Source organism: Flavobacterium flavigenum, from assembly GCF_027111255.2.
Classification (GTDB): Bacteria; Bacteroidota; Bacteroidia; order Flavobacteriales; family Flavobacteriaceae; genus Flavobacterium; species Flavobacterium flavigenum.
Genome location: NZ_CP114285.2, coordinates 4,846,040 through 4,869,764, shown reverse-complemented (window position 1 = coordinate 4,869,764; position 23,725 = coordinate 4,846,040). Strand labels below are relative to the sequence as shown.

Genomic DNA, 23,725 nt, shown 5'->3' with positions numbered 1-23,725 from the left:
AAAATCAATTTCAATTTCAATGCCAAACTTTAATGCGTTCAACTAGCACGTCTTGATATTTTTAAACCTGAAACATCAAACCTGAAACAAAAAATTATCAATCCGGTTCGTTCATGATTTTTTCACGATATTTTTTACCAATTAATAACGTCAAGTTTTTCTTGTAGTCATCAACCAGCCATTCGCGGTAATTTTTACTGCATTGGCTCAGACATTTCGCATAACGCTTAATGCGGCATTCGATATCATCATCAAGTTCTTTAGCCAAAGCTTTTGCTTCCTGAAGTGTTTCGGTATTATCGACACACATTGCTGCATGCTGTTCCAGTGATTTATCTAATACAATCTTTGAACGTAAATTTTGCTTAATCGCTAATTTGTGTTCTTCATCAACATCAAATGTAACATCAGCTGTTTTACTGAATTTTGCACGTAATTCAGGCGGCATGCTGTATTTGAAAAACATTTCGATTTCGGTATCATCACGCAAGTTCTCCAAATAAAATTCCGGTGATTTAAAAATATGCTGCCAGTTTACCGGCTCACTCCATAAACCAAAACGGGCTGCATTATTACCCAGATCAATTACTGTAAATTCATCTTTACCAGGCAATTTTCGGGATCCGCGTCCAATCATCTGGTAATATAATGTCAATGATTTTGTAGCTCTGTTCAAAATAATTGTTTCAACCGTAGGCTCATCAAACCCAGTCGTTAAGATTCCGACAGAAGTCAGGATAGCATCCGGAGTTTTTTTGAACCATGCCAATATTTCTTTTCGTTCTTCTGAACTGCTTGTATTGTCGAGATGTCTGATATCGTAACCTGCTTCCCTAAAAGTATCATACACGTATAATGAAGTATGAATACCATTATTGAAAATTAAAGTCTTTTTACCTAAAGAGCGTTCAGTATAGGCATGCAGCAATTTTTCCTGCATCATGGTATTGGTATACAAATCATCAGAAGATTTTACCGTATAATCACCGTTGATACCTACCTTTAACGAAGTCAGACCTACATCATAACTGTATGTTGTAGCCCTGGCAAGGAATCCTTTATCTATTAATGAACTAATGGTATCACCCACAATAAGTTCATCATAACTCTGATGCATTGGTAACTTTATATTTGAACTCAATGGTGTAGCGGTTACTCCAAGAATAAAGGCATTTTTGAACGAGTTTAATAATTTTCTGAATGAATTGTAATGTGCCTCATCAATAATCACCAAACCAATATTATCTAAGTGTAGTTTTTCGTCATTGATACGGTTTTTCAAAGTCTCAACCATTGCAACAAAACACGAGTAATCGTTTTGATCCGGCAATTCTTTTACCTTACTATTGATGATTTTATTAGAAACTCCAAAGCCTTTCAGCATTTTTGAAGTCTGCTTGCAAAGCTCGATACGGTGTGTCAGAACGACTACCTTTTTGTTATTATGTGCCAAATAACGACGAACTATTTCGGAAAAGATTACTGTTTTTCCACCACCAGTAGGCAATTGATATAATAAATGATGTTGGGGCGGAGCATTGTCTAAACGATCAAAAATGGCATCAATATCGCCCTTTTGGTAAGCGTAAAGTTCTTTTTTATCTTCTCTTTCTATTTCTAAAGTGTTTTGAGACATTGTATTTTTTTCGATTTTTGCAAAAGTACATCTAAAAAACAGTTATTCATTGTATTTTAACCTAAAATAAATGTTTTTTTTAAATAAGATTTTTTATGAGAAACGCATTTATAAGTCTATTTTCTCTAAAATAGCTTCAAATTCGTATTTGTTTTTCCACTTTTGTTGCATAGTTTCTTGTTGGATTGCAATAATTCTTGGCTTAAATTCACTTAAAACCCCATTAGAAATCACAAAATTTACTGCCTGTTCAAAAGAATTCAGCATGCTTTTATAGAATAATTCCTGTTTGATAAAGTTTCCTGATGAATAGGTTTGGGCAATTTCGATATTATAAAGCATCACATCTGCAATCACAAATGAGTCAACTCCCAATGAAATAAAATGCTTAATGATTTTTTGAGCTACAGAGCGACGCATCTTGGCTTTAGGACGCCATCTTGCACCGGGCTTTTTGACTGGAAAATATTCATGAGAGATTTTAGTTTTGCTTTCCTGCAAAAGCTTGTCTTCTTTCGGATTAAAAACAAAATCATAAAAGACTTTTACAGGACTAAATTTCTCATAGAGTTCAATAATTTGCTCCTCCAGCTGTTCCTTATTTAGTCCCGTCAAATATTTTTTTAAATCACGTTTGCTCATACTCAAAGTTTAAGATTACAAAAGTAAATTACTTTTAGTACACATACTCCAATAATGATGGATAATACTTAATTTTGCGGTTATTAATTCAAAAAACAGATCATGCTTAAGATTTTTAAAGTTACTGCCATTTTAGAAGGAATCTCTTATTTAGTTTTATTCGCAAATATGCTTTTTATTAAAACAAATAATCCGGAACTCTATCACACCTTATTACAGCCGTTGGGAATGAGTCACGGAATCTTATTTATAGGTTACATCTTATTGGCTTTTTTACTAAGAAAATCTCAAAAGTGGGACTTGAAAACATTCGGAATTATCCTGATTGCTTCGCTTATTCCCTTTGGAACGTTCTATGTTGAGAAAAAGTATTTAGAAAATAATGCATAAGTTTTTGGATAAAATATTCAACTTTTTATATCCCCTTTTCAGGGATTGGGGAATGAGCCGCAACTTTGCGTCTTACATTAGCCTAATCTTTAATATTGCCATTATGCTGGCGCTGGCTTATGCTATTTATTATTTGGCCAAATTTGTATTGGTGACACTTACTGCGATTTTTGCCCAGCGAACCAAAACCAAGTTTGACGACTATTTAATTAATAACAAAACCACAAAATACACCGCTTACTTAATTCCGTTTTTCTTTATTTACAAAGCCGTTCCCATCATTTTGGACCGGTATGAGTATTGGGAACTGATGTTCGGAAAAATAGTAGGCGTTTATATCGTACTGATCACCTTATGGATTGTCAGAACTATTTTTAATGCTTTACGTGATTATTTAAAAAACAAACCCGAATACAGCGACAAACCGATTGATAGTTTCGTTCAGGTAATTATGATCGTGCTTTGGATTTTTGGAATTGCCCTTATTGTTTCGACTTTATTCGGAATGAAAAGAGGCGAATTACTGACTATTCTGGGAACACTTTCTGCAATTATTATTCTTATATTCAGAGATACAATCCTGGGATTTGTTTCCAGTGTTCAGGTATCCATTAACGATATGGTTCGTATTGGTGACTGGATTACAATGGATAAATTTGGTGCCGATGGCGATGTGATCGAAATTAACCTGACAACGGTAAAAGTCCGCAATTTTGACAATACAATCACTACTATCCCAACCTATGCCTTAAGTTCAGATTCATTTCAGAACTGGCGCGGGATGCAAAACTCTGACGGAAGACGCATCAAGAGGCATATCCTGATTAAGAGCAGCAGCATTCGTTTTTTGAATGATGAAGATTTGCATCATATGAAAAAAATACAATTGATCACCTCTTACATTGAATCAAGACAAGCTGAAATTGACAAATACAATGACTTGCGGGGTATAGACAAAACCCTGAGTCTAAATGGGCGAAATATGACCAATTTAGGTTTGTTCAGAAAATATATTATACAATATCTTTTAGATCATCCCGGATTAAATAAAAATATGCACATTGTATGCCGTCAGCTGCAATCAACCGCACATGGTGTTCCTTTGGAAATTTATGTGTTTTCGAGTGACAAGCGCTGGGCCAATTACGAGTATATCATGGCTGACATTTTTGACCACGTTATGGCTTCTGTTGTATATTTTGATCTGGAACTATTCGAACTGCCTTCTGCTATTGGATATTTAGACAAGTAAATTTAGTTCAGACTTTCAGGAGTAAACCTGAGAATCTGAACTATTTTTTAATCTCTTTAAAAATAAACTTTGTTTCATCATAATTAAGAGTTCCGGGCAAAAAACACGGGAGGTTCATGTAAGTTCCTATTACGCCATTTCCTAAAAGCAGTTTGTTTTCTTTCTTTAATAAAGCAATTGGGACCCTTTTCCATCCTCCGCCGTTGGATATATAATGAAAATCGCCTCTTAAAGTATCACCTTTTATATCTCCCTTTACATCTCCTGAATCTTTACCAATTTCATAGTACGCTATTTCATAGCGGCCATAAAAACGTTTATCACTCATATGAATTGCTAAAATTGCTGTGTCCTTATTGTTTACAGCCCTGTAGACAAAATGATTGTATCTATCCTTTTCTTCTTTAGAATTACAGGAAATTAAAAAAGCAAATAATACCGAAGCCGTTATAATTTTTTTAAACATTTCAATAGTTTTTTTTACCATTTAAGAATGTTAAGTAAATAGAAGCTTAACGAAAAGTTACACGAACTTATTTTACTTATATGGTTGTATGTGTAATAATTTATAAACGGTCTTTCACAAATTCTATTTTCGTTTTTCCATGTGGTTTTGGCTTTCCATCCTCACCTAAATTAACCATTGTAGTCTGATCAATTGTGATGATGATTTCACGGGTCATCATGTTTCTTACAGCACATTTAAGCACTAAAGAAGTGGTTCCAAATTTTACCACATCGATTCCAATTTCTACAATATCTCCCTGTCTTGCTGAACTTTTAAAGTTGATTTCAGACATGTGTTTGGTCACAACTCTTGGGTTTTCTAATTGTACAATCGAATACAAAGCAAGCTCTTCATCGATCCAGGCTAATAACTGTCCGCCGAACAAAGTTCCGTTCGGATTTAAATCTTGGGGTTTAACCCATTTTCTGGTGTGAAATCTCATATTTTATTTTATTATGGGTAAAAATAGTTTTTTACTCCCATAATCAGATTATGTTTTTTTATTAATCCTTACGATTTCAATAATTCGAAAATTTGCTGCTGAATTATTTTAAAAATCACTTTTAAAAGTCGAAAAATTAAAGTCAACGAAATATTTTAATTTATGAACTTATTTTTTTTAGAATTGTCAGTAACTAAATCCGGGGAACCTATCTTTATAGAAGATATTTTTATAATTTTAAATAAAAACCATGGCAGACAGAGACACTTTTTTAAAAGAATTCAGAGGCGAAACTTTAGGAACTATAAGCGCTCAGTCATCACCTGATGAAATTTTTCAAAACCAAACCATTAGACCGATTTTAAAATTTCAGAATGATTTATTCATTGCTGTCTTCATCAACTATGTAAATAAAAACAAAGCTGATTTTTATTCTTATACTGTCGAAAAGAAAATCCAGACTATAGAAAATTCTATCCAAAAAGATATCAAATTCAGAAATTCTTTAAAAGGAATTGTTATGGCACTTTTTACAATTCAGGAATACGACACTTATATCCAAAATTCATCAAGTTTAAACAAAAGAATGATGAATTTATTGATTGAAAGGTTAAAAAGTCAGGTACAGCTATTTGAAAAGGAATCTGATCTGAAATAATTAAATTTCCTTTCTCTAGATTTCCTTTGATTAAAATATCTAAAAAAGGGCTTGATAATTTATCAGGCCCTTTTTTAGATAATCAGTAATCTTAAAATTTTTATTCTTCAGACAACATTAACTCTCTGATATATTTAACCGGAGCACTTCCAAAACTTAAAAATTTCTCATGGAATTTTTTAAGGTTAAAATTCTCCCCTTTTTTCTTTTTAAGCTCTTCCCTTAAATTGTAAATTTCGGTATATCCTGTAAAATAAGAACATAATTGCACCTGGGACAATGTAACACGTTTCCATTTTCCTTCTGCTTCTGCCTGCTGCTGAAAAGCTTCTTTGATAAGTAAATCCAGGGCATCCTCTTTAGACATATTTTTGGTGTGAACACTAATATCCAAAATGGTATTACACGTTGCTCTTAAATTCCATTTGTAATACATCAGCCACATTTCGTCAGAATTTTTATAACCGCTTTCCAGCATCATCTTTTCTGCATAAACAGCCCACCCTTCAATCATTGCGCCATTACCAAGAATAGATTTGATAATACTTGGCGACTGATTGCTGTAAACCAGCTGTGTATAATGTCCAGGAATTGCTTCGTGAATATTTAAAATCTGTAAAATATAATCGTTGTATTCCCTTAAATAACTTTCAGCATTTTCGGCCGTCCAGCCAGACATACTGCCTACGTTATAATAGGTATTTCCGTTTTTGTCATAAGGACCCGGCGCAGAGATTGAAGCACCTGCAACTCCGGCCATATAAGCAGGCTCTTTACGAACAACCAATGGTTTTGAAGGATCAATATACAATAAATCTTTTTCTTTTACATAAGCCGTAAGTTCAGGAATCTGTTTTTCAATTTCAGACTGGAATTTTTCAGGTGTCGTATGTTTCAATGATATCTGATCAATAACCTGTTTAATTAAATCCAGCTTATTGGCAGGTTTTGTCTGGCTTCCTTTGTATTTTGACCAAAGTTTATCAGCCAAAGCAAACATTTTATCATGCAGGTCTTTTTTGTGATCAACGGCAATTTTATAAATTTCATCTGTAGAATAACCGGACTGAATATCAAAACTAAACTTTTTAGCATACAAATAAGCTCCTAATCGAAAAGAACGAGGTGTTTTATTTGGCAGATTTTTAAGCCATTCAGCATATTCTTTAATTGCTTTTACCGAAACTTTTGCTTTGTCCTGAATTTCTTTTTTCTCTGCAGGCGTCAGTTTACTTTTCGAAAGCGCATCATTTAAATCTGCTTCAAAAACAGAAGAACCTCCTATGTTTTGTGCGATTGCAAGTTCTGTATGTTCAACTGTTGGGTTTTTGATATTCTTTTTGGCTGCTTCATAATAAGCCGGAATTCCATTCATTTTAGCATTAAAAGAACGCAGGCGCACTTCAAGGGAATCATATTTACCATTTAGAATTTCTGCAAATGCACCACAGACATTATATTCAGATGGATTCCATTGTGATGATTTTAATTCTTTGATACCGAAAATTACAGATTCCAAATGATTTTTTATCATGTGATAATCTGTTTTATTTTTATCGGATAAGTCTTCAATATCATATTTCTTTAAAGAGTCTAATTGCACATTTGCAAAATCAAGCTGTGCTTGGTCTGCCGCAGCATCAGGAACCACCAAAACGCTGTCTAATTTATGATAGCCGACAGCAGAAGCCCATCCCGGATTCATTTTCCACAAAGAGGTAACAAAACCATCTTTATATTTGTCAAATTTTTTGTCTAAAGCATTGTCATCACCAGACTTCGTGCTTTTATTACAGGAAATAAACAATGTAAGCGTAAAAATTGAAACAAACAGTTTTTTCATATTTTAATGTATTGAAGTAATATTTTATTTAGATAATTTAAATCAGTCCTTATTTTTTGGTTCTAATAAGCCAGCAAGTCCATAAGTTCTTTTTCAAAGCGCTCTTTTGGCAAAAACTGATCTTCCAGAGCCTTAGTAAACGGAATTGGAGAATCTAAACTGGCAACTCTTTTTACCGGTCCGTCGAGATATTCAAAACACTGTTCCATGATCAAAGCGGATATATCGCTGGCAATTCCGCCAAACAAAGTATCTTCCTGATAAATAATCACTTTGCCCGTTTTTTTGACAGATGCAAAAATAGTTTCGGTATCCAAAGGCTGCAATGTTCTTAAATCAATCAAATCAGCCTCAATATCCGGATGTTTTTCTAATGTTTCCAATGCCCAGTGAACCGTTGCACCAAAGGCAATAATGGTTATCTTCTCTCCTTCTTTTATAAGTGCTGCTTTTCCTAATGGAATCGTATAATAATCATTTGGAACATCCTGATAAATACTTCTGTATAAAAGTTTATGCTCAAAAAACAAAACAGGATTCGGATCATTTATTGCAGTATTTAATAAGCCCTTGGCATCATACGGAAAAGCAGGATATACAATTTTTAAACCAGGCGTTTTGGTAAACCAGGCTTCATTTGTCTGTGAATGAAAAGGTCCTGCCTGAGTTCCACCCCCACAAGGCATACGTACTACAACATCGGCTTTTTCACCCCAGCGATAATGCGATTTTGCCAGCAAATTAACAATCGGATTAAAACCTGTTGAAACGAAATCTGCAAATTGCATTTCAACAATTGCTTTATAGCCGTTAATTGATAATCCCATTCCAGTTGAAACCACGGCACTTTCACAAATTGGGGTATTTCGAACGCGTGCTTTTCCAAAAAACTCAACAAAACCATCAGTTATTTTAAAAGCTCCTCCATATTCTGCTATATCCTGCCCCATCATAACAAGATTTTCATGCTTTTTCATAGACTGTTCCAGACTCGTTCTGATAGCATCTATAAAACGAATATTCTTAGATTCTGATGAATGAATCACTTCTTCATACTCATAAGGTTTATAAACATCCGCTAATTCACCTTCATAAGTCGGGACAATTTCCGGTTCTGCATTTGCTATAGCTAAATTTTCGTCGATTTCCTGTTTGATTTCATTATGAAGCTGTTCGTCGAATTCTGCTGTCAGGACACCACTTTCTGTTAAAAATCTTCTATAATTGGTAACCGGGTCTTTTTCACTCCACTCATCCCTCAATTCCTGAGGAACATATTTTGTACCGCTCGCCTCTTCATGCCCACGCATTCTAAAGGTTTTAAATTCCAATAAAACCGGACGGGGATTTTCCTGCATCTGCTCCTTAAGTTTTGAAAGTTTGTTATAAACTTCCAAAATATTATTTCCGTCAATAATATGGCTTTCCATACCATAACCAATGCCCTTATCTGCCAGGTTTTCGCACATATACTGCTCATTTGTAGGTGTAGAAAGTCCGTAACCATTGTTTTCAATGATAAACATTACGGGCAATTTCCAGACTGCAGCAATATTTAAGGCTTCATGAAAATCACCTTCGCTAGTTGCGCCTTCACCGGTAAAAACAGCTGTTATTTTTTTATTGTTTTGAAGTTTATTTGCCAAAGCTATCCCATCTGCAATGCCTAACTGTGGTCCCAGATGCGAAATCATTCCAATAATTTTATATTCCTGGGTTCCAAAATGGAAACTACGGTCTCTGCCTTTTGTAAAACCATTTGCTTTTCCCTGCCATTGCGAAAACAATCGGTACAAAGGAATATTTCTCGAAGTAAAAACCCCCAGATTTCTATGCATAGGCAATATATATTCTGAATCATCCAAAACAGCTGTAACACCTACTGCAATTGCTTCCTGCCCAATTCCTGAAAACCATTTTGATACTTTGCCCTGTCGGATCAGGATGAGCATTTTTTCTTCGATTAAACGTGGCTTGAGTATTTTTTTATATAAATCCAGTAATTGAGTGTCAGTAAGGTCTTGTCTGTAAAAGATCATTTTGTTTCGGTTTTAGCATTTCAAATATATTAAAATATAACAACTGAAATACTAATAGTGAAATAAATAGTAAAAAATAAGCTGTGCCTGAATTATATTTATAATAAGTAATTTTTAGCATAAAATTATTTAAGCAACAAAATAAGGAGATAAAATATCTTCAAAGTTATATAGTCCTTCTTCCTTATCTTTTAAATTTTCAGCAACAAATACAACCCCGCTGCCAAAAGCTTCACGGGAAATACTTTCATGAATCAGCCTGACTGTCTGGAAAGGAAATCCAAAAACGACTTCGTGTTTGCCTACAATGCCGCCGGCTCTTACCGAATTTATATCATTTTCTTCCAAATCAAGTGTTTCTGCAATTTTAAGGGCAGTCCCTGAAATGCCGTCTTTACCTTTAAAATGTTCTTCAATAATTTCGATATCAACCCAGGGCGCAATTTTCTTCAAAAATTTAGAAGCAAATAATAAATAATTTACCCCAAGCGTGATATTAGGACTCCAAAATACAGTAGTAATTTTTGAAAGCGTCTTTAAAAAATCTTTTTCTTGTTTAGAATAATGAGAAATAGCAGATATAATTTTTACCTTTCTGATACTGGCTTCTTCTCCGTAACTATAAATTCCCATAGCTGAAGAAAAATCAATTATCATATCAACAGGTTCCTTATCCAGTAGTTCTGTTATCGAAGTATTTTCAATTGAATATATTTTCCCTGTTTCTTCAGAATCAATTCCGAGATATTCCGCTGTAGTTCGATTCTCTAAAATATGACTTCTTTTCAAAACCCATTTAAGTGAAAATTTTTTGTCTTGCAGCAAAACCGAAGCTACCGCTTTTCCGGTTTTCCCAAATCCGATTAGTCCTATTTTCATAATGTTCTTTTTTTATAAAAATAGAATTTTCTATTTTAAAACCCATGTTTTTTAGAATTATTAACATGTTTTTAAAGCAAAACAAGTTCGAAATTAAAGTTTAATCAAAATTACCTTCTTCATCTTTATGTTAAATTATTAAAGGAAAAATCTAACTTTATAGTATTTTTTAAAATTCAAATCTAAAATATTATCTACCTTTGTTATGAGGCCTAAAACCTTTTTTTCTTAAAATAAAATGTAAAGTATGCAAAACATTCCTAGTGTAGACTTACGTGATTTCCTTTCGGGCGACCCGGAACGTAAACAAAAATTTGTAAATGAAATCGGCAGTGCATTTGAAAACATTGGCTTCGTTGCCTTAAAAGGTCATTTTCTTGATGACCAGCTGGTAAACGAACTTTATGGTGAAATTCGAAAATTTTTCGCCTTGCCATTAGAAACCAAACACAATTATGAAATTCCCGGAATAGGCGGACAAAGAGGTTATGTTTCATTTGGAAAAGAACATGCTAAAGGACGAAAAGAGGGAGATTTAAAAGAGTTCTGGCATTTTGGCCAGTATGTTGACAAGGATTCGAAATGGGCTTCTGAATATCCTGACAACGTTGAGGTTAAAGAATTACCGCGTTTTAACGAAGTTGGAAAAGAAGCGTATCAAATGCTTGAAAAAACAGGCGTTTATGTTTTAAGAGCCTTGGCATTACATCTTGGTCTGGATGAGTTTTATTTTGATGAATATGCCAAAGAAGGAAACTCTATTTTAAGACCAATACATTATCCTCCGATTACTTCTGAACCGGAGAATGCGATTCGTGCAGCTGCTCATGGAGACATAAACTTAATAACCTTATTGATGGGTGCCCAGGGTAAAGGTCTTCAGGTTCAAAATCACGATGGCGAATGGATTGATGCTATTGCCCAAGATGATGAATTGGTAATCAACGTTGGAGACATGCTCTCAAGACATACAAACAACAAATTAAAATCGACTATACATCAGGTTGTAAATCCGCCAAGGGAATTATGGGGAACTTCACGTTATTCTATTCCGTTTTTTATGCATCCTGTGAGCGATATGCGTCTGGATTGTTTAGAAAACTGTATTGATTCTGAAAATCCTAAGAAATATGAAGATATTAAAGCTGGGGATTATCTATACGAACGCTTAGTAGATTTAGGTTTAATAAAAAAATAAAGTTATTAAATTCCAAATTTTATAAAATTCCAAATTCCAAAATTATTAAATTGGGATTTGGAATTTGATTTTTTAAATTTAAGCATTGGAATTTATCTTTTAAAACAAACTTATGGACTTTAAAGATCAGTTAAAAAATTTATTTCCGGATCATATAGAATCCAATGAACCAGAAGAGGTTCAGGAACAAGAACATGTGCTTTATGTACAAAAGGAGCCTATGATCTGCAAATTCGAAAAACGAAAAGGAAAAGCAACAACCATTATCGAAGGTTACGAAGGATCTGATGAAGATTTTAAAATTCTGGCCAAAGAAATCAAGACAAAACTGAGCGTTGGCGGAACTTTTAAAGATGATTCTATTATCATTCAGGGAGATTACCGTGATAAAATTATGGCAATTTTAAAAGAAAAAGGCTTTAAAACAAAACGGGTTGGTGGATAAAATGTTTTAAATTCCAAATTTAAAAATTCCAAATTCCAAAAACTGAAATTAGTAGAATTTCAGCAACTTAGAACTTAGCAACTTAAAAAAATGATACAGGCATCAGAATTAATACTCAACCCGGATGGAAGTGTTTATCACTTAAACCTTCGACCTGAACATATAGCCCACGATATAATTTTTGTGGGAGATCAGAACAGGGTTGAAAAAATTACCCAGTTTTTTGATTCGATTGAATATTCAACTCAAAAAAGAGAATTTAAAACCCAAACTGGAGTTTACAAAGGCAAGAGAATTACAGTCATGTCAACAGGAATTGGACCTGACAATATTGACATTGTACTAAATGAATTAGACGCATTGGTTAACATCGATTTAGAAACACGTGTACCAAAAAAAGAACTGACCTCTCTAAATATAATCCGAATCGGGACTTCGGGTTCATTACATGCAGATATACCTGTTGACAGCTTTGTAATGTCTAAATTTGGATTAGGACTGGATAATATGCTTCGCTCCTATCTAATTGATAATGTTTCCCATAATGCCATTGAAGATGCTTTTATCCTGCATACCAACTGGGATATTAGAAAAGGAAGACCGTATGCAATTGCCTGCTCAGAAACATTAGAAAAAATCATTGAAAGCGACAGGATTTTCAAAGGAATTACAGCTACTGCCGGAGGTTTTTATGGCCCCCAGGGGCGTATTCTGCGTTTAAACATTCAGGATGAGGAATTAAATAACAAAATGGATAATTTTAATTTTAATGATAACCGAATCACAAACCTGGAAATGGAAACTGCTGCTATTTACGGGCTTTCAGCATTACTGGGACACAATGCTTTGTCATTAAATGCGATTATTGCGAATCGTGCTTCGGGAACCTTTAGCCAGGACCCTTATAAAGCAGTAGATGAGTTGATTGCATATACTTTAGACAAATTAGCAGTAAAATAATTAGTCAATCTGAAAATTAGATAATTTATTATTTAAAAATTACAAAACTATGATGCTAAGAGTGGCAAGGCATACAAATAATTTAGAGACTATTGAAAATTTTTACGTCAATATTTTAGGTTTTGAAAGACTTGGCGGCTTCCAAAACCATAATAATTATGATGGCCTTTTTATTGGAAAACCTGATTTAGACTGGTATTTTGAATTCACACAATCTAAAACCAAAACTGATCATAAGTTTGATGAAGATGATATCATTGTACTTTATCCCAAAACAATTTTGAAATATAATACCTTAATAAAAAAGGTGGTAAATAACAATATTTCAATCATACCGGCTATAAATCCATATTGGAATGAAAATGGCAAAATGTTTCTGGATCCAGACGGATATCGTATTGTAATATCTCCTTTAAAAGCCTTAAATTAATGTCTAAATAATGGAAGTAGAAACGCACAAAAAAATAGTATTCAGATATTACAGTGATTTGCTTGAAGATACAGTGGTTGAAACCATGTGGGCTGAAATTATTGATTTGGAAAAAGGAATTTTCAAACTAGATAACATTCCCTTTTTTGGACCTTTAATTGCAACAGATGATATTTTCTTCGCTGAATTCGATGAAAATGAAGATGCTCTTGTTTACAGAAAAACTATAGAAAGTTTTGGAAATTCAATTCTCCAGGTTGTAATTTTAGAAAAAGGATTCGATAAAGAAATAATCCGTGAAGAACTAAAATCAGTTCATTGCGTTTCAGAAGGCTTAAATGAAACCTTATTTGCTGTTGAAGTTCCAAAAAATGTAGATTACGCCATTGTAAAGAACCTTTTGAGCCAATACGAATTACAGGAAATTATAGAATTTGCAGAACCATGCCTTTCTGAAAAACACAGAACAGATTTATTGAAAAATTAGAGAGTGTGTTAATTTGGTAATTAGATCATTTTTTAAAATCTAAATACTTAAATATTCTAACATGCTAAAATCTAAGAAGTCTAAAAATAATATGCCCAAACAACTTAACTTAAAACTTAAACTTAATGAAAACAGTAAAAATTGTTGGTGTTCCTGAACACTTCAATTTGCCATGGCGGCTATGTATTGAAAATAGCGAATTTCAAACAGAAAATATAGATTTGCAATGGAAAAATATTCCTGAAGGAACTGGTAAAATGTGTCAGATGCTGCGTGATGGCGATACTGATATTGCTGTTATTTTGACAGAGGGCATTATAAAAGATATCGCTGCCGGAAATCCCAGTAAAATTGTTCAGATTTATGTGCAGTCACCTTTAATTTGGGGGATTCATGTTGCAGCTAACTCCGATTTTCATATTATAAAAGATCTTAAAAATAAAAAAGTGGCTATTTCACGTTTGGGTTCAGGATCTCAATTAATGGCGTATGTTAATGCAAATGAACAGGGCTGGGGAACTGATAATTTAGAATTTGAAATCGTCAACACCATAGACGGTGCTGTAGAAGCTCTTACTAATGAAACTGCAGATTATTTCATGTGGGAGCGTTTCATGACCAAACCTCTTGTTGATAAAGGTATTTTCAGACGCTTAGGTGATTGCCCTACTCCATGGCCTTCTTTTGTAATTGCTGCCCGTGATGAATTTTTGAAAAAAAATCCAAAAGTAATGGAGAAAATACTGGAAATCATTAATAATGCTACACGGGATTTTACCCAGATTCCGGATATTGACAAAACACTGGCCGATATTTTTGACCAAAGACTGGAAGATATTCAGGAATGGCTTAAACTGACACAATGGTCTCAGAAAAATTTAACCGAGAAAGCATTTGTAAAGATTCAAAATCAGTTATTTGATCTGGGAATTATTGATAAAAAAAGTACTTTTGTTGAAACCGTAAAAGCGATGTAAAAAACACTGCTTTTTAATGCTATGATAAAATTTCCAAAAATTGACTTTCCGCAATTAAAATCCAAATTACAGGTAAAATCTCCCTGGGATAGGATTATTATTATGCTATTGAGTCTTTTGATTACCATCCCGGTTTTTATCATATTGCACCAAAACCTGATTGACTTAAAATGGTCTTTTAATTTAGACCGTGTTTTGATTTTTTTAGTTGTTTTTGCAGCAATTTACTTCTTGCTGATGTTGTTACGTACCATCATCTTAATTTGCATTGCCTTATACTTACTAGTTTTATTTTATGGAACAGTTATAGGGAATTATGGCTTTACCGAAATATCAGAAGATTATAATTCGATGATTTATACCATGTCTGATAATCCTTTTCCTCAGGATATCATTGTGGCGAAATTACTTCCGTTTCCTAATAAAACAAAAATTATAAATGCCATAGAATATCAGAATCCTAAAGTTCGGAATTTTGCGATTATGGCAACTACAAAGCATTTTAAAGGCATAAAGGGTTATTCAGATTACAGAACCATCATTCAGTGTTTTGCTGTTTTTAAGGAAATCAATCATCGGTGGAATTATGTTAATGATCCAAAAGAAGGCGATTACATTGCTACAGCTACTGAATCTTTAGAATATTTTTCGGGAGACTGCGATGATCATTCCATTTTAATGGCTGCAGCAGTTCGTTCGATTGGCGGAACACCGAGATTAATTCATACCAAAGGCCATATTTATCCCGAAATTCTGATTGGTTCTTTAATTGATCTGGAAAAAGTCAATTATCTGATTAAGAATGTCCTTTTTGTGAAAGAGAGTAAAGGAAAAATAATTCATTACCATATCGACGAACGCGGCCAGGTATGGATGAATCTTGATTACACTGCCAAATATCCTGGCGGCCCATTTATGTATGAAGAAATTTTAGGGGCTTTAACGCTTAATTAGAAGTTTAACAGCAGTAAAACGACCGACCCTGTAAACAAAGTAATTCGGACTTTAAAACAAAACCTCTTGGCAAAACGCTTTCTAACTTTGTCCCATCAAAATTTAAAAAATAACAAACTTTTAAAAAAATGGAACAAACAAATTACAATGGAGCATTACAAAAAACAACAGGTTCAGGCTTCAACGCATCATCAACAACTACAGATGTAATCAAGGGAATTGATCTTACAGGTAAAATTGCAATCGTTACAGGTGGTGATGGTGGTTATGGTTTTGAAATCACCAAAGCATTAACTTCGGCTGGAGCTACAGTAATTGTTCCTGCTAGAGATATAGAAAAAACAAAGGAAAACTTAAAAGGAATTACTTCCGTAGAGGTAGAATATTTAGATTTATTTAAACCTGAATCTATTGAAACATTTGCGGATAAGTTTCTAAAATCTGGCAGAGCATTGCACTTGCTTATTAACAATGCTGGTATCATGTGGACATCTTTACTTCGTGACGAAAAAGGAAATGAAGGACAATTTGCTACTAATCATTTAGGTCATTTTAAATTAACTGCGAGACTTTGGGAAGCATTAAAAAAAGCCAATGGAGCAAGAGTTGTGAATGTTTCTTCTTCATCACACCATTATTCACCGATTGGTTTTGATGACGTAAACTTTAACAAAAGAGAGTACGATAAATTCGAAGCGTATGGACAATCTAAAACAGCCAATATACTTTTTGCTTTAGAATTAGATAATAGAGGACAACAATTTGGGGTTCGTTCTTATTCTTTGAATCCTGGTTTGAGTTTAGAAACTAATTTGGGAAGGCATTTAACCTTTGAAGATTTTGTCACATTAGGTATTTTGCATCCTGATGGAACAACAAATACCGAAGCAGAAGCTGCAATGAAAAGTATACAAAAAACCAAGGAACAAGGCGCTGCAACAGCAGTTTGGGCAGCAACAAGTCCGCAGCTTCAAAATCTAGGAGGTGTATATTTGGAGGATGTCGAAATTGCTCAATATGATGAAGCAAATTATGATAGCATTGCGGCTGCTTATAAAAACCCAGGTGGATTTGTTGGTGTAGCACCATTTGCACTGAATGCTGAAGCAGCTCAAAAACTTTGGGCACTAAGTGAAAAACTGACTCAGACAAAATTTGATATCTAATAATTGAAACTAATGAGGCTCATTAAATTGTGAGCCTCATTTATTTTTACCTTTGTACTATGCCAATAAGAGAAACAAATAATAACGCTGAAATTGTTTTCACTTGTAGTGAAGCCGTATTCTATAATACCGAAATAATTGCAGAGGAACACTCTGTTGTTCGTGTATTGTCGGGCGAATTAAAAGTAATTCAATCTAATAAAACCTATATTTTTGGAGCAGGCGAAACGCATCTGTTTCCGAGAAATCGGCTGGCTACATTAATAAAATCCGAAAAAGACGGATTGCCTTATAAAGCCATAGTCGTAAAACTGACACAAGGTGTTTTGAGGGCTTTTTATGAACAAAAAAAAATGCAGATCACTTTTGTTCCTAAAACCGATTATATCATTCCATTGCCTAAAAGTCCATTATTGGATAGCTTTTTCAGTTCGATGCTGCCCTATTTTGACCTTGAGTATAAATTGCCAGAGGAACTTTCCCAATTGAAAATTCAGGAAGCTATTACCGTTTTACAGTCTATAAACAAAGACATAGACAATATTTTATCTGACTTTTCGGAACCGCATAAAATCAACCTTGTCGAGTTTATGGAACGTAATTATATGTTCAACATGCCAATAGAAAAATTCAGCTATTTAACAGGGCGTAGTTTAACTACTTTTAAACGTGACTTCAAAAAGGCATTTAATACCACGCCACAAAAATGGCTAACCGAAAAACGCTTAGAACTTGCCTATTATCAACTAACAAAAAAGAGTAGAAAACCTATTGACGTTTTTTACGAAGTTGGCTTTGAAAACCTGTCACATTTTTCTTTTGCTTTCAAAAAACAATTTGGACAATCGCCAACAGAACTTACAGCAACAAAAAAGTAATACCAGTCATTAACAAAACTTCTGCTAAAACAATTTATTTATCTGAAAAATATAAAAGCCTGTTAAAAATTTATTAAAGATTCATCATTCATTTATTCACCTGATTTTTAAAGATTAAGCTCGTATTTAAAACTACTTCTGACGTTTCTTTAAAACATCAACCACATCGTTTAACTGATATCCTTTTGCCTGCAGTAAAATCAAATAATGAAAAAGCAAATCGGCACTTTCGCTCAGGAATAAATCATCGTTATCGTCTTTGGCTTCAATAACTACTTCTACCGCTTCTTCTCCTACTTTTTGAGCAATTTTATTAATTCCTTTTTCGAATAAGGATGCTACATAACTTTTCTCCGAATCAGCATTTTCCCTGCGGGTTTTGATTGTATTTTCTAACTGGGAAATAAAACCATAATTTTCCTTATTTTCTTCCTGCCAACAGGTATCAGCTCCGGTGTGACAAGTTGGTCCCACTGGTTTTGCCTGAATCAAAAGCGTATCACCATCACAGTCGTTTTTAATGCTTACCAAATTCAAAAAATTACCGCTTTCCTCACCTTTTGTCCAAAGTCTTTGTTTGGAACGGCTGAAAAAAGTCACTTTTTGGGTTTCAATTGTTTTTTGAATGGATTCTTCATTCATATACCCCATCATTAGGACATTTTTCGTTTCTGAATCCTGAATAATCGCCGGAATTAATCCGTGGGAACTTTTGATATCTATGTTCATCTTTTTTAGTCTAAAGTGGAAAGTCGAAAGTCTTAAAGACTATATTCGTACTTCAATATTATTGTTTTTTAACTCTTGTTTCAAAGCTTTAATTTCGATTTCCTTAAAGTGAAAAACACTTGCTGCCAAAGCCGCATCTGCTTTTCCTTCTTTAAATGAATCAACAAAATGCTGAATATTTCCGGCACCTCCCGAAGCAATAATCGGAATATTAATTAATCCTGACAATTTAGCCAAAGCCTCGTTTGCAAAACCATTTTTGGTTCCGTCATTGTCCATTGAAGTAAATAATATTTCTCCTGCACCGCGTTCTGCAACTTCTACAGCCCAATCGAATAAATTTAATTCGGTTGGTACCTTTCCACCCACCAAATGTACAATCCATTGTCCGTCAATTTGTTTGGCATCGATTGCGACTACAACGCACTGGCTTCCGAATTTCTGAGCCAGATCATTAATCAATTGCGGATTTTTTACTGCCGATGAATTGATTGAAACTTTATCAGCACCATTATTCAAAAGGATTTCAACATCTTCAACAGACGAAATTCCGCCGCCAACGGTAAACGGAATATTGATTTTCTCCGCCACACTTCGTACCATATTGACTAAAGTTTTTCTACGCTCTTCCGTTGCCGAAATATCCAGAAAAACCAATTCATCCGCACCTTCAGCCGAATAAATTTCAGCTAGTTCAACCGGATCACCAGCATCACGCAAATCTACAAAATTTACGCCTTTTACGGTTCTTCCGTTTTTTATATCCAAACAGGGTATGATTCTTTTTGCTAACATTTATCTAATGTGTTAATTGAGATAATTAGATAATTAGATAATTTTCTGCGTTTGCTAAATAATTTTCTAATTTTCTAATTGACAAATTATCTAATTATAAAGTTTTCTAATTGCTTCAACGTAATTCTTCCTTCATAAATCGCTTTTCCGATTATCGTTCCTTCACAACCTAATTCGGCTAATTTTGGGAGTTCGTCGAATGTAGAAATCCCACCGGAAGCGATTAATTTTATTCCATTAGCTTCAGCTAAAATCTTCGCATACAAATCGAAGCTTGGCCCTTCCAGCATGCCGTCTTTTGCAATATCAGTACAAATTACATACTGAATTCCTTTTGTTTGATAATCCTGAATAAACGGAACCAAATCCTCATCTGAATCTTCCAGCCATCCTGAAACGGCTACTTTTTCATCTTTTGCATCAGCTCCTAATATGATTTTATCCGAACCGTATTCTGAAATCCATTTCTGGAAAATTTCCCTGTTTTTTACCGCAATACTTCCACCTGTAATTTGGTTTGCACCGCTTTCAAAAGCAATTTTTAAATCAGAATCTGCTTTTAATCCACCACCAAAATCAATTTTTAAACTGGTTTGTGTCGCAATTTGTTCCAGAATTTTATAATTGACAATTTTGCTTGATTTTGCACCGTCAAGATCTACTAAATGCAGGTATTCAATTCCGTGCGCTTCAAATGATTTGGCCACTTCAAGCGGATTTTCATTGTAAATTATTTTGGTATCATAATCCCCTTTGGACAAACGAACGCATTTTCCTTCAATGATATCTATGGCTGGTATTATTCTCATTTTTGTAATTTTAGATTTTAGATTTTAGATTTTAGATTATCCAAAATTGAAATTGATATTTTGATTGATTTTTGTTATTGAATTAGAATTTGGACTCAAGCGATAGCGAACAGGCGAAGCAATTTTAAAAATTGGAATTTAACTTCAAAAAGTTACCCAATATCTTCTCCCCCACATCCCCACTCTTTTCAGGATGAAACTGCGTTCCGTAAAAATTATTTTTATGTAAAGCCGAAGCGTATTCCAATTCGTAATTTGTTGTTGCAATAGCTTCAGGGCAGCTTGGAGCATAAAAACTATGTACCAGATACATGAATTCATTTTCTGCAATATCCTTAAACAAATCCGATTTTAAATTATAGATTTGGTTCCAGCCCATCTGCGGCACTTTTACTTTTGAAGTAAATTTAATTACATCCACATCAAAAATTCCCAAACCTTTTGTATTTCCTTCTTCAGTTGAATTACACATCAGCTGCATTCCAAGACAGATTCCGAAAACAGGCTGTTTTAATGTCGGAATCAAACTATCCAAACCGCTTTCTTTCAGTTTTTTCATCGCGTAACTCGCCTCGCCTACACCAGGGAAAATCACTTTATCTGCCGACTGAATTTCTTCAGGATTATTGCTCAAAACCGCTTTAAAACCGAGTCTTTCAATAGCAAACATAATACTCTGAATATTTCCTGCTCCGTAATTTATGATAACTATTTTCATTTAATTTTTTGTTTGTTTTGTTTTAGTTTTCAGGTTGCTTTACAGAACTTGAAACTTGAAACTTGAAACAATTTTAACCTTATTATAAATCAGTATAATGAGCGATCATTTTATTTACCAATCCGTTTTCATTAAAAAACATAACTTCAACTGCCATTTTATTCATAACCGATTTATAATAAAGTGCCACCGAATCAATACCAGATGTAACTTCTATCAATTCAAAATGCAAATCAGGAATTTTGATTAATGCTTTTTCCCAGTATGCCCTCACTTCTTCTTTTCCTTGGATTGAGCCACTTTCTATTCCTGCAGCCAGTTTTAACATTGGCGTTGTAATCTGAATATCATCCGCATAATGCTTCATGATATCTTCTAAATCATGCGAATTCCAGGATTCAATCCATTGTTTGGCAAACTTTTTCGGTTCCATTCCTTTTTTGTTTCAGGTTTCAGGTTTAAAGTTACACGTTATTCAACAGAACCTGAAACTTTAAACCTGAAACAAATTTTTTTACAGCATTCCCTTTGTCGAAGGTAAAATCATTTTTTCAGTATCTCTTTTTACGGCAACTTTTATGGCTTTAGCGAAAGCTTTGAAAATCGCCTCAATTTTATGATGCTCGTTATCTCCTTCAGCTTTGATGTTGATATTGGCTTTTGCACCGTCAGAAAATGATTTAAAGAAGTGAAAAAACATTTCTGTTGGCATTTTACCTACCATTTCGCGTTTAAATTCGGTTTCCCAGATCAGCCAGTTTCTTCCTCCAAAGTCAATGGCAACCTGTGCTAAACAATCGTCCATTGGCAAACAGAAACCATAACGCTCGATTCCTAATTTATTTCCTAGTGCTTTTGCGAAAACTTCACCCAAAGCAATAGCCGTATCTTCAATAGTATGATGTTCATCAACCTCTAAATCCCCTTTTACCAGAATTTCCAAATCCATTTGACCGTGACGGGAGATCTGGTCTAACATGTGATCAAAAAAAGCAATTCCTGTATCGATTTTACTTTTTCCCGTTCCGTCAAGGTTCAGATTAATGTAAATATCGGTTTCATGCGTTTTACGGGTAATCGAAGCCGAACGAGCCTCTAATTTCAAAAACTCATAAATCGTTTTCCAGTCGGTTGTCTGCAAAACAATCGTTTCATCTAACTCTTCACGTTTCGATGAAATTTCAGTACTTCCGGCGCCATCAGCCAGGTTCATAAAAATGGCTTTTGCTCCCAGATTTTTAGCCAGTTCAACATCAGTTAAACGATCTCCCAAAACAAAAGAATTTGCCAAATCATAGTTTGGATTGTCAATATATTTCGTCAACATTCCGGTTCTTGGTTTGCGTGTTGGTGCATTATCTTCCGGGAATGAACGGTCTACAAAAATATCATCAAACAAAACACCTTCGTTTTCAAACGCTCTCAGAATAAAATTCTGTGTTGGCCAAAACGTATCTTCCGGAAAACTGTCCGTTCCCAAACCGTCCTGATTGGTTACCATTGCGAGCTCATAATCCAGTTCATTGGCAATTTTAGCCAGATATTGAAACGCTTTCGGATAAAACTCTAATTTATCTAAACTATCCAATTGATATCCTTCAGGTTCTAAAACAATCGTTCCGTCACGATCGATAAAAAGTACTTTTTTCATATTATATTATTTTGGGCGTGTCCCTCCGGGTCGGGCTTTCGGCTATATCTTTTGTTCCGTTTCTCTTCACAAAAGGATAACGCCTCTATCCCTCACGCAAAACGGTTTCGAGATATTTATAATTTCAAAATCTATTTCAACAACTTCAATTCTTTAATCAAAACAGCATTTTCTTCAGGAATTCCAATCGTAAAACGAAGACAGTTTTCGCATAAGGGCTGTGTTGTTCTGTTACGGATAACAATTCCTTTTTCAATTAGCTGATCGTATCTTTTATTGGCATCATCCACTTTTACTAACACAAAATTAGCTTCTGTAGGATAAACTTTTTCAACAAAAGCAACATCTGCCAAAACTTTAAGCAGTTCTTCTCTTTGCTCGATGATAGCATCAATTTCCTGTTTTATTTTTTCTCCGTCCTTCAAACGCTCAATCGCTCTTTGCTGTGTCAGTTCGTTTACATTATACGGAGGTTTAATTTTGTTTAGAATTGAAATTACAGCTTGTGAAGCATAACAAACTCCTAAACGAATTCCGGCCAGCCCATACGCTTTTGAAAGTGTTTGTGTAATCACCAGATTCGGATATTGATCCATTTCTACCAGCCAGCTTTCTTTTTCCGAAAAGTCAATATAGGCTTCATCGATTACGACCAAACCTTTAAAATTCTGAAGCAGTTTCACCACACTTTCATCCGAAAATGAATTTCCGGTGGGATTGTTTGGTGAGCACAAAAAGATAATTTTGGTATTGTCATCAACCGCTTCTAAAATTTTATCAACCTGTGGCTGAAAATCGGTTGAAAGCAAAACTTCCCTGTTTTCTACCGCATTAATATTCGCGAGAACACTGTACATTCCGTAAGTTGGCGGCAACGAAATAATATTGTCTGTTTTTGGTTCGCAAAAAGCCCTGAAAAGCAAATCCAAAACCTCATCACTTCCGTTTCCTAATAAAATCTGGTTTTGTTTTACATTTTTATTTTTAGCTAAAATGGCTTTAACCGAATTCTGCTGTGGATCCGGATAACGGTTTACACCATTCTGAAACGGATTTTCATTTGCATCCAGAAAAATCATTTCAGCAGTATCAAAATCTTCAAACTCATCACGTGCTGAAGAATAGGGTTTTAATATTTTTACGTTTTCACGTGTGATTCTATTTATATCGAAGGTACTCATTGTTTTATTTTTTATTCCTGCAAGGTTTTTAAAACCTTGTAGGTATTTTTTTAATCAG

The 23,725-nt window shown here is 34.2% G+C and carries 26 protein-coding genes; 12 read left to right on the top strand and 14 right to left on the bottom strand.

Translation table 11 applies throughout. The features are described from left to right. Positions 1-97: 97 nt before the first annotated feature. Positions 98-1,636 (bottom strand): DEAD/DEAH box helicase, encoded by a 1,539-nt coding sequence (locus OZP09_RS20345; protein WP_281309900.1) that lies wholly within the window; start codon positions 1,634-1,636, stop codon positions 98-100. A gap of 108 nt (positions 1,637-1,744) precedes the next feature. Further along, a complete protein-coding gene (locus OZP09_RS20340; protein WP_269235450.1) occupies positions 1,745-2,278 on the bottom strand; it encodes a DUF6155 family protein in 534 nt (177 codons plus the stop codon). Between the two features lie 102 nt (positions 2,279-2,380). Between OZP09_RS20340 and OZP09_RS20335 the strand changes: the two genes are divergently transcribed. Further along, entirely contained in the window at positions 2,381-2,668 is a 288-nt protein-coding gene (locus tag OZP09_RS20335; RefSeq protein ID WP_269235449.1) for a DUF3817 domain-containing protein, read from the top strand. Then, on the top strand, positions 2,661-3,920 hold the full coding sequence (locus OZP09_RS20330; RefSeq protein ID WP_269235448.1) for a mechanosensitive ion channel family protein: 1,260 nt from the start codon (positions 2,661-2,663) through the stop codon (positions 3,918-3,920). The genes OZP09_RS20335 and OZP09_RS20330 overlap by 8 nt, the downstream gene beginning before the upstream one ends. Positions 3,921-3,960: 40 nt before the next feature. On the opposite strand, the gene OZP09_RS20325 is transcribed toward OZP09_RS20330, so the two are convergent. Then, positions 3,961-4,386, bottom strand: a complete 426-nt coding sequence (locus tag OZP09_RS20325) for a hypothetical protein (RefSeq protein ID WP_281309899.1) — start codon at positions 4,384-4,386, stop codon at positions 3,961-3,963. Between the two features lie 100 nt (positions 4,387-4,486). Further along, positions 4,487-4,870 (bottom strand): acyl-CoA thioesterase, encoded by a 384-nt coding sequence (locus OZP09_RS20320; RefSeq protein ID WP_269235446.1) that lies wholly within the window; start codon positions 4,868-4,870, stop codon positions 4,487-4,489. A gap of 250 nt (positions 4,871-5,120) precedes the next feature. On the opposite strand from OZP09_RS20320, the gene OZP09_RS20315 reads away from it, so the two are divergent. Continuing rightward, entirely contained in the window at positions 5,121-5,528 is a 408-nt protein-coding gene (locus OZP09_RS20315) for a glyoxalase (RefSeq protein ID WP_269235445.1), read from the top strand. Positions 5,529-5,628: 100 nt separating this feature from the next. On the opposite strand, the gene OZP09_RS20310 is transcribed toward OZP09_RS20315, so the two are convergent. From OZP09_RS20310 to OZP09_RS20300, 3 genes are all read right to left on the bottom strand, one after another. Then, positions 5,629-7,371: a DUF885 domain-containing protein gene (locus tag OZP09_RS20310; RefSeq protein ID WP_281309898.1), complete on the bottom strand. Its 1,743-nt coding sequence runs from the start codon at positions 7,369-7,371 to the stop codon at positions 5,629-5,631. 62 nt (positions 7,372-7,433) lie between these two features. Continuing rightward, a complete protein-coding gene (locus OZP09_RS20305) occupies positions 7,434-9,410 on the bottom strand; it encodes an alpha-ketoacid dehydrogenase subunit alpha/beta (RefSeq protein WP_269235443.1) in 1,977 nt (658 codons plus the stop codon). Between the two features lie 129 nt (positions 9,411-9,539). Continuing rightward, on the bottom strand, positions 9,540-10,289 hold the full coding sequence (locus OZP09_RS20300; protein WP_269235442.1) for a 4-hydroxy-tetrahydrodipicolinate reductase: 750 nt from the start codon (positions 10,287-10,289) through the stop codon (positions 9,540-9,542). A 247-nt stretch (positions 10,290-10,536) separates the two neighbouring features. Between OZP09_RS20300 and OZP09_RS20295 the strand changes: the two genes are divergently transcribed. From OZP09_RS20295 to OZP09_RS20255, 9 genes are all read left to right on the top strand, one after another. Continuing rightward, positions 10,537-11,487: an isopenicillin N synthase family dioxygenase gene (locus tag OZP09_RS20295; RefSeq protein WP_281309897.1), complete on the top strand. Its 951-nt coding sequence runs from the start codon at positions 10,537-10,539 to the stop codon at positions 11,485-11,487. A 112-nt stretch (positions 11,488-11,599) separates the two neighbouring features. Continuing rightward, positions 11,600-11,932: a translation initiation factor gene (locus tag OZP09_RS20290; protein ID WP_223680674.1), complete on the top strand. Its 333-nt coding sequence runs from the start codon at positions 11,600-11,602 to the stop codon at positions 11,930-11,932. A 90-nt stretch (positions 11,933-12,022) separates the two neighbouring features. Further along, entirely contained in the window at positions 12,023-12,892 is an 870-nt protein-coding gene (locus OZP09_RS20285) for a nucleoside phosphorylase (protein ID WP_269235440.1), read from the top strand. Between the two features lie 49 nt (positions 12,893-12,941). After that, positions 12,942-13,322: a VOC family protein gene (locus OZP09_RS20280; RefSeq protein WP_269235439.1), complete on the top strand. Its 381-nt coding sequence runs from the start codon at positions 12,942-12,944 to the stop codon at positions 13,320-13,322. A gap of 10 nt (positions 13,323-13,332) precedes the next feature. After that, positions 13,333-13,809 (top strand): DUF4265 domain-containing protein, encoded by a 477-nt coding sequence (locus tag OZP09_RS20275; RefSeq protein ID WP_269235438.1) that lies wholly within the window; start codon positions 13,333-13,335, stop codon positions 13,807-13,809. 125 nt (positions 13,810-13,934) lie between these two features. Beyond that, a complete protein-coding gene (locus OZP09_RS20270) occupies positions 13,935-14,786 on the top strand; it encodes a substrate-binding domain-containing protein (RefSeq protein WP_281309896.1) in 852 nt (283 codons plus the stop codon). Positions 14,787-14,807: 21 nt separating this feature from the next. Further along, positions 14,808-15,740 (top strand): transglutaminase-like domain-containing protein, encoded by a 933-nt coding sequence (locus tag OZP09_RS20265; protein WP_281309895.1) that lies wholly within the window; start codon positions 14,808-14,810, stop codon positions 15,738-15,740. 128 nt (positions 15,741-15,868) lie between these two features. Then, positions 15,869-16,906, top strand: coding sequence for an SDR family NAD(P)-dependent oxidoreductase (locus OZP09_RS20260; RefSeq protein ID WP_269235436.1), 1,038 nt, complete (start codon positions 15,869-15,871; stop codon positions 16,904-16,906). A gap of 59 nt (positions 16,907-16,965) precedes the next feature. Then, positions 16,966-17,784, top strand: coding sequence for a helix-turn-helix domain-containing protein (locus tag OZP09_RS20255; protein ID WP_281309894.1), 819 nt, complete (start codon positions 16,966-16,968; stop codon positions 17,782-17,784). A 132-nt stretch (positions 17,785-17,916) separates the two neighbouring features. Here the strand turns inward: OZP09_RS20255 and hisIE are convergent, their stop codons facing one another. The 7 genes from hisIE to hisC form a co-directional block, all read right to left on the bottom strand. Further along, positions 17,917-18,513, bottom strand: coding sequence for a bifunctional phosphoribosyl-AMP cyclohydrolase/phosphoribosyl-ATP diphosphatase HisIE (hisIE, locus tag OZP09_RS20250; protein WP_269235434.1), 597 nt, complete (start codon positions 18,511-18,513; stop codon positions 17,917-17,919). 39 nt (positions 18,514-18,552) lie between these two features. Further along, a complete protein-coding gene (hisF, locus tag OZP09_RS20245; protein WP_269235433.1) occupies positions 18,553-19,308 on the bottom strand; it encodes an imidazole glycerol phosphate synthase subunit HisF in 756 nt (251 codons plus the stop codon). Positions 19,309-19,394: 86 nt separating this feature from the next. Continuing rightward, the gene (gene hisA / locus OZP09_RS20240; protein WP_269235432.1) at positions 19,395-20,117 is read right to left on the bottom strand and encodes a 1-(5-phosphoribosyl)-5-[(5-phosphoribosylamino)methylideneamino]imidazole-4-carboxamide isomerase; all 723 of its coding nucleotides are present in this window, start codon (positions 20,115-20,117) and stop codon (positions 19,395-19,397) included. 124 nt (positions 20,118-20,241) lie between these two features. Continuing rightward, complete coding sequence (hisH, locus tag OZP09_RS20235) at positions 20,242-20,835, bottom strand: imidazole glycerol phosphate synthase subunit HisH (protein ID WP_269235431.1); 594 nt, start codon at positions 20,833-20,835, stop codon at positions 20,242-20,244. Between the two features lie 82 nt (positions 20,836-20,917). Further along, complete coding sequence (locus OZP09_RS20230) at positions 20,918-21,268, bottom strand: nuclear transport factor 2 family protein (protein ID WP_269235430.1); 351 nt, start codon at positions 21,266-21,268, stop codon at positions 20,918-20,920. Positions 21,269-21,349: 81 nt separating this feature from the next. After that, on the bottom strand, positions 21,350-22,486 hold the full coding sequence (gene hisB / locus OZP09_RS20225; protein ID WP_269235429.1) for a bifunctional histidinol-phosphatase/imidazoleglycerol-phosphate dehydratase HisB: 1,137 nt from the start codon (positions 22,484-22,486) through the stop codon (positions 21,350-21,352). A 131-nt stretch (positions 22,487-22,617) separates the two neighbouring features. Further along, positions 22,618-23,667 (bottom strand): histidinol-phosphate transaminase, encoded by a 1,050-nt coding sequence (hisC, locus tag OZP09_RS20220; RefSeq protein ID WP_269235428.1) that lies wholly within the window; start codon positions 23,665-23,667, stop codon positions 22,618-22,620. Positions 23,668-23,725 lie beyond the last annotated feature (58 nt).